General features: G+C 63.8%; 9 protein-coding genes, 1 tRNA gene and 1 pseudogene. 6 read left to right on the top strand and 5 right to left on the bottom strand.

Annotated features, from left to right (window positions below; genetic code table 11):
• Positions 1–163: 163 nt before the first annotated feature.
• The 3 genes from DF196_RS11620 to DF196_RS11610 form a co-directional block, all read right to left on the bottom strand.
• Entirely contained in the window at positions 164–1156 is a 993-nt protein-coding gene (locus tag DF196_RS11620) for a glucose-6-phosphate dehydrogenase assembly protein OpcA (RefSeq protein ID WP_109057964.1), read from the bottom strand.
• Entirely contained in the window at positions 1153–2691 is a 1539-nt protein-coding gene (gene zwf / locus DF196_RS11615) for a glucose-6-phosphate dehydrogenase (protein WP_109057963.1), read from the bottom strand. Before zwf ends, DF196_RS11620 begins: the two co-directional genes overlap by 4 nt.
• A 551-nt stretch (positions 2692–3242) precedes the next feature.
• Positions 3243–3315: transfer RNA gene (locus DF196_RS11610), tRNA-Lys, on the bottom strand.
• A gap of 283 nt (positions 3316–3598) precedes the next feature.
• Here DF196_RS11610 and DF196_RS14135 point away from each other — a divergent pair.
• Both DF196_RS14135 and DF196_RS14130 read left to right on the top strand, forming a co-directional pair.
• Positions 3599–4387, top strand: a pseudogene (locus DF196_RS14135) (C69 family dipeptidase); the annotation flags it as partial.
• A gap of 63 nt (positions 4388–4450) precedes the next feature.
• A complete protein-coding gene (locus tag DF196_RS14130; RefSeq protein ID WP_421728492.1) occupies positions 4451–5326 on the top strand; it encodes a C69 family dipeptidase in 876 nt (291 codons plus the stop codon).
• Between the two features lie 67 nt (positions 5327–5393).
• Here the strand turns inward: DF196_RS14130 and DF196_RS11600 are convergent, their stop codons facing one another.
• A complete protein-coding gene (locus tag DF196_RS11600; protein WP_109057961.1) occupies positions 5394–6428 on the bottom strand; it encodes a glycosyltransferase family 2 protein in 1035 nt (344 codons plus the stop codon).
• Positions 6429–6740: 312 nt separating this feature from the next.
• Positions 6741–7496: a TetR/AcrR family transcriptional regulator gene (locus DF196_RS11595; protein WP_170115070.1), complete on the bottom strand. Its 756-nt coding sequence runs from the start codon at positions 7494–7496 to the stop codon at positions 6741–6743.
• A 289-nt stretch (positions 7497–7785) separates the two neighbouring features.
• On the opposite strand from DF196_RS11595, the gene ftsY reads away from it, so the two are divergent.
• The 4 genes from ftsY to DF196_RS11575 all read left to right on the top strand — a co-directional run bounded on the left by ftsY (position 7786) and on the right by DF196_RS11575 (position 13414).
• On the top strand, positions 7786–9222 hold the full coding sequence (gene ftsY, locus DF196_RS11590) for a signal recognition particle-docking protein FtsY (RefSeq protein WP_421728491.1): 1437 nt from the start codon (positions 7786–7788) through the stop codon (positions 9220–9222).
• Positions 9223–9584: 362 nt separating this feature from the next.
• Positions 9585–10880 (top strand): ammonium transporter, encoded by a 1296-nt coding sequence (locus DF196_RS11585; RefSeq protein ID WP_109057959.1) that lies wholly within the window; start codon positions 9585–9587, stop codon positions 10878–10880.
• A 1-nt stretch (position 10881) separates the two neighbouring features.
• Positions 10882–11220 (top strand): P-II family nitrogen regulator, encoded by a 339-nt coding sequence (locus tag DF196_RS11580; protein WP_109057958.1) that lies wholly within the window; start codon positions 10882–10884, stop codon positions 11218–11220.
• A gap of 367 nt (positions 11221–11587) precedes the next feature.
• Positions 11588–13414 carry a [protein-PII] uridylyltransferase family protein gene (locus DF196_RS11575; protein WP_109057957.1) on the top strand — a complete coding sequence of 609 codons (1827 nt, stop codon included), beginning with the start codon at positions 11588–11590 and terminating at the stop codon, positions 13412–13414.
• The last annotated feature ends 1 nt before the right edge of the window (position 13415 follow it).

Below are 13415 nucleotides of genomic sequence, written 5' to 3'. Positions count from 1 at the left end.
CTTGGCTCCCCTTGTCAGGGGAGCTGGCGGCGAAGCCGACTGAGGGGTAGTCCAATGGAATTCATGTCAATCTTGGTTTAACAGAGCTACTCATATCGTGTTGTCTCCCCTCAGCCTCGCTATGCCCGATGGCCCCCTCAAAAAAGGAAGCCGGAATAGCGCCTCAGTGATGAATCAGATCCCAGCCTTCGTTGATGACCTCGGCGTAGATCTCATCCGGGTCGATGCGGCGCAACTCCTCGGTCAGGCAGTCCTCGATGGTGCGCACCGGCACGGAAATCGTCTGCGGGGCCTGACCCGGCATCGAAATCAGCGCCTGCTCCTCATCGGGGCGTTCCAGCGAAACCACGCCGTCCGCGCGCGTCAGATACACGCCGGTCACGGCCTTGGCATCGTTGACGTACTCCACGTCCACCGGCACGCCGAGCTTGAGACGCAGCCAGGCGCACAGCAGATCCATCGGCAGGAACTCGGACGGGCCGGTCACCTTGGCGGCTGTAATCGGCAGATGCGGCGGCTGGTCGAGCATGGAGGCGAGCATCGCGCGCCAGACGGTCAGCCGCGTCCAGGACAGGTCGATGTCCTCCGGAGTCCAGTTGCGGCGCAGGCGCTCGATGGTGGCCTCCGGGTTGTTGGAGTGCAGGGCGTCCGTGATGCGGCTGCGGGCCATCGCACCCATCAGGTCCTTGGACGGGTTGGACGGCGGGTTCGTGGGCCACCAGGCCACCACCGGCACGTCCGGCACCAGCAGCGGGATGACGAGCGTATCCGGGTGATTGATCAGGCCGCCGCGCGGACGCAGGATGATGATTTCGCCGGCGCCGGCATCCGCACCGAAGCGGACCTGGGCATCGAGGTTCGACTCCGCCGGGCCGTCGGTCAGGTCGATGGCCGGGTTGTCGGTCTTCTCCATGGCCTTGACGTCGTCGGTGGTATCGTCGCGGTGCGCGGTGTCCGGCACGATGGCAATGACACGGCAGGGATGCTCGCGGCTGGCCGCGTTGGCCACTTCCAGCGCATGCTCCAGATCGGCGTCCTCGGTGGCGATGAGCAGCGTCAGCACACGGCCCGTGGCCGATTCGCCGCGCTCCTCGTGCAGTTCGTCGATCTTGTGTGCGATTTCGCGCGTGCGCGTATTCGGCATATCGATGATCATGGCATCCTCCAATGGCGTCCGTCGCGCGCCAGCATCTCATCGGCCTCGGCCGGACCCCAGGTGCCGGAGCGATAGGGCTGCGGCTGGCCGAGCGTGGACCAGAACTCTTCAATCGGATCGAGGATCTCCCAGCTGAGATTCACCTCTTCGGTGGTCGGGAACAGCGGCGGATCGCCGAGCAGCACGTCCAGAATCAGTCGCTCATAGGCCTCCGGCGAGTTCTCGGTGAAGGAGCGGCCGTAGCTGAAGTCCATGTTCACGTCACGGACCTCCATCGTCGAGCCGCCCGGCACCTTGGCGCCGAATCGCATGGTGACGCCTTCATCCGGTTGCACGCGAATCACGATGGCGTTCTTGCCGAGCTCGCGTACGGCGGTCTGTTCGAACGGCAGGTGCGGGGCGCGCTTGAACACCACTGCGATTTCGGTCACGCGCTTGCCCAGACGCTTGCCGCAGCGCAGGTAGAACGGCACGCCGGCCCAGCGGCGGGTATCGATGTCGAGGCGGATGGCGGCATAGGTCTCGGTGGTGGACTTCGGGTCGATGCCCTTCTCTTCCAGGTAGCCGACCACCTCGTGCGAGCCCTGCCAACCCTTGGCGTACTGGCCGCGCGCGGTGTTGGCCGCGAGATCCTTGGGCAGGCGCACGGCGGAGAGCACCTTGGTCTTCTCGGCCGTGAGGTCCTTGGCGGTGAAGCTCACCGGTTCCTCCATGGCCGTGAGGGCCATGAGCTGAAGCAGATGGTTCTGAATGACGTCGCGTGCGGCGCCGATACCGTCGTAGTAGCCGGCGCGACCGCCGATGCCGATGTCCTCCGCCATCGTGATCTGCACGTGATCGACGTAGTTGGCGTTCCAGATCGGCTCGTACATGGCGTTGGCGAAGCGCAGGGCCAGCAGGTTCTGCACGGTCTCCTTGCCGAGGTAGTGGTCGATGCGGAACACCGAGCTCGGGTCGAACACCTCGGAGACCACGTGGTCGAGCTCCTTGGCACTGGCCAGATCATGGCCGAACGGCTTCTCGATGATCACGCGGCGCCAAGCGCCCTCGCTCGAACGGGACAGGCCGGAGGCGGCCAGCTGCTTGGCCACCACCGGGAAGGCGCGCGGCGGCACGGACATGTAGAAGGCATGGTTGCCGCGTGTGCCGCGGTCGCGGTCGAGCTCCTGCACGGTGGCGCTCAGCCGCTCGAAGGCTTCCGGGTCGTCGAACGTGCCCCGCACGAACCGGATACCGGCCGCGAGGTTGTTCCACGTCGACTCCTTGAACGGCGTGCGGCAGTGCGCCTGCACGGCCGCCTTCACGAATTCGATGAAATGCTCCTGCGTCCAGTCACGGCGGGCGAAGCCGGTCAGACCGAAGCTGGGTGGCAGCAGGCCGCGGTTGGCCAGGTCGTAGACGGCCGGCAGCAGCTTCTTCTGCGCCAGATCGCCGGTGACGCCGAAGATGACCAGACTGCAGGGGCCCGCAATGCGAGGCAGACGCAGGTCGCGCGGATCGCGCAACGGATTGGTCCAGACAATGGATTCACTCATGGTGCTCAGCCTAGTCTGAAAGGCCCATGATTCGCCAGAGGCGATATACGATGTGGGTGCTTTCGGATGCGATGTTGGCCACAGTTCGCTGCGTGTTCATGTTGGGGAAGGTGGATATGCGTCTGGGATTTGAACCGACCGGGGAAGCGTCCTTGCGGGGTTGATGCTGATGGCGATCAATCAGGCTCGGAGTGATGCGCTGGTGCCGTGCATTCCCATGAATTTCTCAGCTTTTGCACACGTCCCGTTGAATCTGCCGTACTTATATGGGAATCACGGCAGCAAGCCGCATATAACTTAATCCCTTCTTCTCTCTTCTCTCTCAAGCCCGGTTCCCGCCGGGCTTTCTCTTTTTTCATCCCGTCTTTGCGTAACAAGCAGAGACCCTGACTCCTCTTGTCAGAGAAGCTGGTGGTGCAGCCGGCTGAGGGGTAACCCTACGATTCGTGGAGCATCGAGCATCTGCGCTCATGTTGTCATCCTGTGGTGCAGGAACAGGTGGTGGATACGGAAAAGCCCTCGAAACCTCGATGATTCCAAGGACTAACGTGTGCCCCCCGTGGGATTCGAACCCACAACCCACGACTTAAAAGGACGCTGCTCTAACCGTTGAGCTAGAGGGGCAACATTTCTAAAATACACACCGACGCCAGACATTCCAAATCGGCGGCGCTTCGAGCCCGCGTCTCCGCATATGCCCCAACAACAGACAAAGCCCGGCGGTGAACCGGGCTTCGAGAGAGAAGAAAGAGGAAGAGAAGAAGAAGGATTCAATTATTGCGGGCTTGCGGCCGTGATTACATATAACAACACCAGTCTCGGCATGGCGTGTGCGTTAGCTGAGAATTTCATGGGAATGCAGGTTCCATACGCTCTAAACACACTTCGACCGCCTAGAGTGGTCGGCATGTCATGCACTACCATCCTCATCGGCAAGAACGCCAGCTACGACGGCTCCACCATCATCGCCCGCGACGACGATTCCGGCTCCGGCCGGTACGATCCCAAGCGCCTCGTGGTCGTCGCCCCGGAAGACCAGCCCCGTCATTACAGGAGCGTGCTGAGTCACGTCGAGATTGACCTGCCGGACGACCCGTGCCGGTACACCATCGCCCCGAACGTCCTCAACAACCGCGGCATCCTGGCCGAAGCGGGCGCGAACGAACACAATGTGGCGATGAGCGCCACCGAAACCATCGCCGTCAACGAACGTGTGCTTGGCGCGGACCCGATGGTTGAGCTGAAGCCCGCCCAAGGTGAGCCGGGGGATGAGGACTACCGCCCCGAACAGCCCGGCGGCATCGGCGAGGAGGACATCATCACCCTTGTGCTGCCGTACGTGAAGACCGCGCGCGAGGGTGTGGTCCGGCTCGGCGAACTGCTTGAGACGTACGGCACGTACGAGTCGAACGGCGTGATCATCTCGGACGTGGACGAGATCTGGTACGTCGAGACCATCGGCGGCCACCACTGGATCGCCCGCCGCGTGCCGGATGACTGTTACGCCACCATCCCCAACCAGCTGGGCATCGACGACTTCGATCTGGCCGATGCCTTCGGCAGGCAGCGCGAGTACATGTGCAGCGCGGATCTGCGCGAGTTCATGGTCAAGTATCACCTTGACCGCACTATGGGCGTTCCCGGAACGTCCGGCGGCCGTCATGCTCACAGTGCCGGTTTCGGGTCGACAGCATCCGCCGGTGCCGCTGTCAGCGCCGGGGCCCATTCCGCCCGTCGTGCCGCCGCGGTTTCCGCTCATGTGAGTGCCGAATCCACGTCGCCAAACGGCGGCGACAGCCGTGACGGCCAGATCGCTGCGCTCGTGGCCGCTCTGCCCCGCCGCTTCAATCCGCGCAAGGCGTTCGGTGCCACCACGCCGAAGGACCATATCTACAACACGCCGCGCGCCTGGTACATGCAGCGTCACCTCAACCCCAGCGAGGACTGGGACTCGCCCGCCGCCCGGTACACGCCGGAATCCGACGACATCCCGTGGTGCCGCGTGCCCGAGGACAAGGTGACGCTCGAGGACGTGGACTTCCTGCTCTCCTCCCACTTCGAAGGCACACCGTATGACCCGTACGGCACCAAAGGCACGCCGGAGACCCGTCACCGCTACCGTCCGATCGGTGTGAACCGCACCGGACACATGGTGGCGCTGCAGATTCGCCCGTACGCGCCGGCCTGCAATCGCACGGTGATGTGGGTTTCGTTCGGTTCCGGCCCGTTCACCACGATCGCCCCGTTCTACGCGAACGTGGACGACACGCCCGCCTACCTGCGCGATACCACGCCTGAGGTCTCCACCGGCAACCTGTACTGGACGAACCGCCTCATCGCGGTCATCGCGGATGCGCACTGGTATGAGACCAACAGCGCGATCAACGGGTACATCGAGCGGGTGCGCGCGTTCGGTCATCAGCTGGTGGAGCGCACGGACGAACGAATCATCGAGGACGGCTACACCGAGGAGAATACGGGAGACGTGCGTGCGGCCGTCGCGGTGCTTGAGGAGGCCAACGGCGAGACGGGCGAGTACCTGCGCGAGCATACCGCCAAACTGCTGAACAGCGTGCTGTACACGTCCAGCAACCTCATGCACAACAGCTTCGCCATGTCCGACCGCTGGGCGTGATTGCCAGAAAGCCGGGGCGATTCGGCACCTTATTCACCGAATCGCCCCGGCTTTTCGACTGCACAGATCAGTTGAAACCGACGACCTTTTCCGCGATGGTGTACCCGTTGCGCACGGCCCAGCGGCCTACGGAACCGGGCAGGTTGATCGCGCGGGACATCAGCTTGGCGCGCACGTCACGCCCGATGGCGGGCGAATAGGCGTCGATGGCCTCCCACAGCTCGCGTTTCTTGGTGTAGTTCTCCGGCTCGCGCGAGAGAATGAGGAACACCGAGGTCACGCACGATTCGATGGCCAGGAAGTGGATCATGTACCGGTACAGGCCGTCCGGCACCGTGCCCTTCTCGGGGGTCGCTTCCGTCATGAGCCGGTTGACGAGCCTCAGCTGGTCCACGCGACGAATCATCACGTCCGTCTGCACGCTCTGGCCTTCGCGGCCGATGAAGTAGTGGTAGAACGGCACGTCGAGGTACTGGATCCGGCGTACCCACGGGAACGGTTGGTAGGAGTAGTAGAAGTCCACGTAGAACGTGTGCTCCGGCAGCTTGAGGCCGGAGTCGCGCACCACCTGCGTGCGGAAGGTGAGCGCATGCATGATGATGTACTGCGCCAGGCCGAAATGACCCAGATCATCCCAGCCGAGCACGCGGCCGGATTCCATGACACGACGGAAGTTCACGGTGTGCTTGTGCCGCTTGGCCACCTTGTCGTAGACGTAGTTGGTCACCAGCATGTCGATGGGCTCGGCGGTCTCGCGCTGAGCGCGCAGCGTGGCCAGCACGGTGTCGATGGCCTGCGGATCCACCCAGTCGTCCGCGTCCACCACCTTGACATACATGCCGGTGGCCGCCGCGATGCCGGTGTTCACCGCACCGCCGTGGCCCTTGTTCTCCTGATGAATCGCGCGCACGATGCCCGGATTGTTGCGTTCCAGCTTCTTCGCGTATTCCAGTGTGCCGTCTTTGGAGCCGTCGTCCACGATCAGCACTTCGACGTCGCGCGCGTCCGTGGCGGAAAGCACGGAATTGACGCAGCGGTCAAGGTAGGACTCCATATTGTATGCGGGGATCACAAAGGTTAGCGTTTTCGCCGTGGTGGCCATAGCAGTCTGTCGTCCTCACATATTCTCATCAAGCGTGTGCGTTGTTACTGTTCAAACCGTAGCACTTGGGTTTCCGGTGCGGCAGGCCGTTACGTAAGTTGACGCCCTGACTACACATTCTGCATCCCGGATTTTCTGGACCAATGGCGTCTCCACGTCTTGGCTCCTCTTATCAGGGGGGGGCTGGCGCCGGAGGCGACTGAGGGGTAGTCCAGCCGAATGCGTACCGATTTCGGTTTAAAGAGTCTTTCCGGTTTTTCCCCAATCCTGACTTGGGCGGGACTTGGGATTCGCCGGTGCGTTGTGCGCGGGTCAGTCGGTTGCCGGCGACGCTTCCGGAACGGCCTCATCTGTGCCGTCCGATTCCGCTGGCTCCGTCGGCTCTACCGATTCGTCCGATTCCGGCGGTTCCGATGATTCCGTAGCCGCGACTCCGCCGTCCTTCCGCTGTCGCTTCTCCGCCTTCGCGCCCTCGAACAGCAGCTGCGGCTTGGAATTGAGCCGGCTCAGGCCGTGCCATGCCAGATCTACGATGTACGCCGCCAGCTGCTCCTTGCTCACTTTCGGCCGGTCCGCCCAGTACTGGCCGGTGAACACGGTCATGCCCACGAGCATCTGCGCGTAATACGGCACGCCCTTGACGGAGAGCTTCTGCCGCTTGAACGTTTCGGAGAGGATGTCCTCCACGCGCAGTGAGATGTCGCCCAGCAACGAGCTGAACGAACCCGACGGGTCGGTGCTGGGGGAGTCGCGCACGAGCACCTGGAATCCCTCGGCATTTTCCTCGATATAGGTGAGCAGCGCCAGTGCGGTGCGCTCCACGATTCGGCGCGGATGAACGTCCGGGTCGTCCAGCGCGGCGGTGAGCACGCTGGTCAGCGCACGCATCTCGCGGTCCACGATCACCGCGTACAGGCCCTCCTTGCCGCCGAAATGCTCGTAGACGATCGGCTTGGACACCTTGGCGTGCGCGGCGATCTCCTCGACGCTCACCGCCTCGAAGCCTTTGGCCGCGAACAGCGAACGCCCCACCGCAATGAGCTGTTCACGGCGCTGCAGCGATGTCATACGTGAAGAATGTGCCATGCGTTTCAGCATAGCCATCGCACGGAACCGGCATTCGTGGACTTCTTCTTGGTTTCCTTTGCCGGGGGAGCTGGCGGCAAGGTTGGCTCAGGGTGGTCAAAACAAAGCCCATGCCGATTCCGGCACCAACAAGGAAACCGCTTGATTCCGGGCGCGGGCTAGACTTTGAGACATGGATATGAATACTGTATTGGCCGTTATCGGCGTGATTGTGGTGGCGGTCATCCTGGTCGTCGCCAGCGTATGGTGGTCCAAGTCCCGCAAGCGCGATCTGGACCGCGCCCTGGGCCAGGCCGCCCCGGAGGACAAAAAGACCCGCGACGCCAAGGCTGCCGCCGACGCGCGACTGGCCGCCGAAGCCGAAGAGGCCAAGGCTGCGCAGGCCGCTGCCGCAGCCGCACAAGCCGAATCCTCTGCAACCGCTCCGGTTGAACCTGCCGCGGAGCCTGCTGAAACGTCCGCATCCGAGGGCTCCGAGGGTGATGAATCCGCCGCATCGGACGTCGAGCAGACAGAGTCCGAGGCCACGGAGGAATCGGCCGAGTCCGGTGAGGAGGCCGCTGCCGAACCTACCGGGTCGGAAGAGGCTGAGGAATCCCAGCCGATCGAGCCGACCGCAGCCGAGGAGACCGCGGCATCTGAGCCTGAACCCGCCCCGGCGCCCGCTGAGCCTGTAACTGAACCCGAGTCCGCCGAACCCGAGCCGACTCCGGCCCCCGCTGAGCCCATCGCCGAGCCCGAGCCAACCCCTGCCCCCGTGCCGGCCAAGCCCGAAGCTCCCGAGTCCATCGGCTCCCGCCTGACCCGTCTTAAGGCCAAGCTCGCCAAGTCAAGCAACCCGTTCGGCAAGGCCCTGTTCTCCATCCTCACCAAGGACAACCTCTCCGAAGCCGACTGGGAGGACGTCGAGGACACGCTGCTGCTTGCGGACGTGGGCGCCGACGCATCCGGCCAGCTGGTCGACGACCTGCGTACCGACGCCCGCATCACCGGCAAGGCCGACCCGGCCGAGGTGCGCGCCACCCTCAAGGAGAAGCTGCTCGACCTGGTGGGCCGCGACACGGATCGTCGTCTCAACGCCGAGAAGCCGGGTGCCAACAAGCCGTCCGTCATCATCATGGTGGGCGTCAACGGCACCGGCAAGACCACCACGGCCGGCAAGCTGGCCCGACTCTTCGTTGCCGAAGGCAAGCAGGTGGTGCTGGGTGCCGCCGACACCTTCCGTGCCGCCGCCGCCGATCAGCTTGAAACGTGGGGCGCCCGCGTGAACGTGCCCGTGGTCCGTTCGGACAAGGACGGCGCCGACCCGGCCTCCGTGGCCTTCGAGGCCGCCGCCAAGGCCAAGGAGGCCAATGCGGACGTGCTCATCATCGACACGGCCGGCCGTCTGCAGAACAAGTCCAACCTCATGGATGAGCTCGGCAAGATTCGCCGCGTCACCGAGAAGAACCTGCCGGTGGATGAGGTGCTGCTCGTGCTGGACGCCACCACCGGCCAGAACGGCATGACCCAGGCCAAGGTGTTCGCCGAGGCCATCGGCATCACCGGTGTGGTGCTCTCCAAGCTGGACGGCTCCGCCAAGGGCGGTATCGTGATTTCCGTGCAGAAGGAGCTCGGCGTGCCGGTCAAGCTCGTGGGCCTCGGCGAAGGCCCGGACGACCTCGCCCCCTTCGACCCGGAAGGCTTCGTGGACGGCATCCTCGCCTAAGCACCGCCAAGGCAAAGCGCGGGTGAGACGTCATCCAGACGTATCGTCCAAGCTCTGCGGCGTCCACGTTGTGAACGCCCGAAACGCCGCAACCAGCCCAAACCAAGGCCCCGAATCATGTTCGAAACATGTTCGGGGCCTTCTCATATCCGTTGGAATCACGCCGGAATCGACCGGCCGGACTGTCCAGAACGATCCCGTCGTGATTAACAATCGCGTAACTTGCCGTAACGAAACCAAAATGATGCGGGCATTTACTGACGAACTGTTAGCCCCCGAGAGGGGGACGGCAAAGTGAGTACAAAGACGCCGGCCGCATCCCGCGGTTCCGGCGCCGTGAGCTGAAAGAGAGGGAGGTAGACATGGGAACGCTCGATTCCGGTAATGCCGCATGGATCCTGACATCCGCGTCCTTGGTTTTCCTCATGACGCCTGGTGTGGCGTTCTTCTACGGCGGTATGGTTCGTGCCAAGGCCGTCCTGAACATGCTTATGCTTGAGGCGGCCGCGCTGTCGGTCACCATGATTATCTGGACCCTGTGGGGCTGGTCGATCGCATACGCCGGCTCCGACATCGGCGGCATCTTCGGCGATCCCGCCACGGGCTTCTTGCTCAAGGACACGATGGTCGCCGACAAGGGCGTGTTTGGCTCCGCTTCGCTGAACGCCAACAACTACCCGGCCTCCATCGACGTGGCCTTCCAGGTGGCGTTCGCCATGATCACCGTCGGCCTGATCTGCGGTGCCATCGCCGAGCGCGTCAAGTACAGCACCTGGATGATCTTCGTGGCCCTGTGGATTACCTTCGACTACGCTCCGATGGCCCACATGGTCTGGAACGGCGGCCTGCTCTCCGGTGACGGCGCCATCTCCAAGGCCATCGGCGCCACCGCCCACGATTTCGCAGGTGGTACCGTGGTCCACATCAACGCCGCAGTCGCCGCCCTGATTATCGTGCTCATCATCGGCAAGCGCAAGGGCTTCGGCACCCAGCCGTTCCGTCCGCACAACGTTCCGTTCGTGATGCTCGGCGCCTTCCTGCTATGGTTCGGCTGGTTCGGCTTCAACGCCGGTTCCGCCTTCGCCGCCAACGGCACCGCCGGCTACGCCTGGGTCTCCACCTCCGCCGCCACCGCTGCCGCAATGCTCTCCTGGGGCTTCACCGAGAAGATTCGTTCCGGCCACTACACCGCCATGGGCGCCGCCTCCGGTATGGTCGCCGGCCTGGTCGCCATCACCCCGGCCGCCGATGTGGTCTCCCCGCTGTGGGCCATCGTCATGGGCGCCATCGCCGGTATCCTCACCTGCCTCGCCTGCGGCCTGAAGTTCAAGTTCGGCTACGACGACTCCCTTGATGTGGTCGGCGTCCACGGCGTCGGTGGTTTCACCGGCACCGTCCTGATCGGCTTCTTCGGCGAAGGCACCGGTCTGCTGGCCGGCGGCGATTGGAAGCAGCTGGTCGTCCAGCTGGTCATCGCCCTCGTGGCCATCCTCTACTCCGCCGTGATCACCGCGATCATCGCCTTCGCCCTCGAGAAGACGATCGGTTGGCGCGTCACCGAGGCCCAGGAAGTCGGCGGCATCGACCTTGCCGACCAGGGCGAACGTGCTTACGATTTTGCTGGTACTGCCAGCTCTGTCCTCAAGGAGGTGAAGTGAGATGAAGCTGATCACCGCTATCATCCAGCCCCACAAGCTCGACGACGTCAAGGAGGCTCTCGCAGCCGCCGGCGTGCACGGTCTGACCGTGTCCGAGGCCAACGGCTACGGCCGCCAGCGCGGCCACACCGAGGTCTACCGCGGTGCCGAGTACACCGTGGACCTGGTTCCGAAGATCCGCGTTGAGGTCCTGGCGGATGACGCCGACGCCGAAACGCTGGTCGGTGTGATCGTCAAGTCCGCCGGCACCGGCACCATCGGCGACGGCAAGGTGTGGGTCGCCCCGCTTGACTCCGTGACCCGCGTGCGCACCGGCGAGACCGGTTCCGCCGCCATCTGATAAGGCGTCCGTTCCTCTCCCTAGGGGTTCGGATTATCAAACAAGGCAGATCCCCGCATGTCGCGCTAGCCGCCGTGCGGGGATTTTTCGTATACCGCGTGACGAATGCGGACCATCTGCGTTACAAGGGGCGGATTGAAGGTCTTCCGGACATCTATCTGCGTTACAAGGGGCTCCTTATCGGTGGAATGACAAGTATCAGAGGCTTTACGGTTATGTCATTCCGCCGTTTTGGGTGTTGGTCTATGTGGCTCAGAGCCCCTTGTAACGCAGATAGGCATCCGCAGAATCTTCAATCCGCCCCTTGTAACGCAGATAATGCGTCAGAGGCGCACCACCTGATAATTTCGTATGAAGGAATGAGGCAATGACCAGTGCAGTGGATGGTTTGAAGCAGCGATTCATGGACATGAGCCAGCCGGACGCGGACGGCGTCTACCGCAACGGTGCGGCCAAACGCAAGGCCCGCACCGAACTGGCCATGCAGTGCCTCACACGGTTGTGGAGTGAAGCCTGTGAGGCCGTCTCCTTCACCGTGCCGTCCACCGGCATCGGCTTCGCCGCGGTGGGCTCCCTGGCCCGCGGGCAGATTGGCCCCAGCTCCGACCTGGACCTGGTCATCATCTACGAACCCCGCGCGATGAACGACCAGCAGCTCAACGAGCTCGCCAACAAACTCTGGTACCCCCTGTGGGACAGCGGCCTGGACCTCGACCATTCCATCCGCACGCGCGCCCAGTGCGAGGAGGTCACCGACCATGATCTGCCCGCCGCCATGGGCTGGCTGGACGTCAAACCCATCGCGGGGGATACGGAACTCATCAGGACCACCGCACTGTCCATTCTGGAACGCTGGCGCAAGGCCGCGCGCAAGCGTTTGCCCGAACTGCTCGATTCCGCCAAGGCCCGTTTGGACGAGTTCGCTCGACTGCAATACGTCAACCAGCCGGACATCAAGGAGGCCCGCGGCGGCCTGCGCGATTCGGTGCTGGTCTCCGCCCTGGCCGCCTCCTGGTTGGCCGACCGGCCGCACGGCAGCTACGACGAGGCCGTGGAGCGTCTCCTGGATGTACGTGACTGCATCCACTTGGTGGCGAACAAGGATACGAACCTGCTGCTCACGCCGTATCAGGCCAAGGTGGCCGCCATGCTGGGCCTCGCCGACCCGACCTGGCCGGAGAACGAACGCGCCGCTTACTCCATCGACGATCTGCAGACGATGCTTGCCCGCATCGGCCGTCGCATCTCCTTTTCGCTGGACTCCACGGCCTCCCGCGCTGAGCATTCGCTGACGCATGAGAAACCGCGATTCGCCTTCTTCCAGATGTTCTCCCAGCGCGCTGGCGGCAAGCGCGAGGCCCCGCAGTTCGATGTGGTGGCCCCCGGCGTGGCCAAGCATGAGGGCGAACTGGTACTGGCCCCCGGAGTCGATCCCGCCGCCGACGCCAAGCTGGCGTTGCGCATGGCCGTGGCGTCCGGTGAGTTCGGCCTGCCCATCAATCCGTCCACGCTGGTCAATCTCAAGCGTTGCCCGATTCGCGACAGCCAATGGGATGAGGAGTCCCGCGCCCTTTTCGTGCGACTGCTCGCCTGCGGTCCGGAGCTCATGAACGTGTGGGAAAGCATCGACTTCGTGGATATTCCGGGCCGTTGGATGCCCGAATGGCTGGGCATCCGCAACCGTCCGTCCGCTTCGGCCGCGCACCGGTACACCATCGATCGCCACATGGTGGAGGTCACCTCGCGTCTGGGGCGTGAGACGCCGTCTGGCGGCCGGTATGACGACGGGCATTACACGGCGCTGCTGCTGGCCGGCATCACGCACGACATCGGCAAGCGTGCGTTCGTACGTGACCATGCCGCTGAGGGCGCCCGCCATGTGCCGGTGATTCTCAAGCGCATGGGCTTCGCGCCGAACATCGTGGAATGGGCCACGGTGCTGGTCCGCGAGCATCTGACGCTCTCCGAATTCGCCACCGGCAAGGACCCGAACGATCCTGCCGTGGCGGGTGAGCTGGCCGACCGGCTGCATCATGACAAGGTGCTGTTGGACATGCTTTTCGACCTGACTCGTGCGGACGGCTCATCGCTCGGAGCCACGGCCGGCGAGACCATCACCAAGCAATACGGCTGGTCCAAGTGGCGCGAACAGCTCGTCCGCGGCATGTACTCCGCCGTCCGTGCCGCCATGTGAG

The sequence above is a fragment of the Bifidobacterium callitrichidarum genome (assembly GCF_003129905.1).
GTDB lineage: Bacteria > Actinomycetota > Actinomycetes > Actinomycetales > Bifidobacteriaceae > Bifidobacterium > Bifidobacterium callitrichidarum.
This window is presented reverse-complemented; position numbering and strand designations above follow the sequence as displayed.

What these genes read in the sequence shown, in the direction of transcription:
- DF196_RS11620 (WP_109057964.1), bottom strand. Translation starts at nt 1,156, where the DNA reads ATGATCATCGATATGCCGAATACGCGCACGCGCGAAATCGCACACAAG.
- zwf (WP_109057963.1), bottom strand. Translation starts at nt 2,691, where the DNA reads ATGAGTGAATCCATTGTCTGGACCAATCCGTTGCGCGATCCGCGCGAC.
- DF196_RS11600 (WP_109057961.1), bottom strand. Translation starts at nt 6,428, where the DNA reads ATGGCCACCACGGCGAAAACGCTAACCTTTGTGATCCCCGCATACAAT.
- DF196_RS11595 (WP_170115070.1), bottom strand. Translation starts at nt 7,496, where the DNA reads ATGACATCGCTGCAGCGCCGTGAACAGCTCATTGCGGTGGGGCGTTCG.
- DF196_RS11585 (WP_109057959.1), top strand. Translation starts at nt 9,585, where the DNA reads ATGGGAACGCTCGATTCCGGTAATGCCGCATGGATCCTGACATCCGCG.
- DF196_RS11580 (WP_109057958.1), top strand. Translation starts at nt 10,882, where the DNA reads ATGAAGCTGATCACCGCTATCATCCAGCCCCACAAGCTCGACGACGTC.
- DF196_RS11575 (WP_109057957.1), top strand. Translation starts at nt 11,588, where the DNA reads ATGACCAGTGCAGTGGATGGTTTGAAGCAGCGATTCATGGACATGAGC.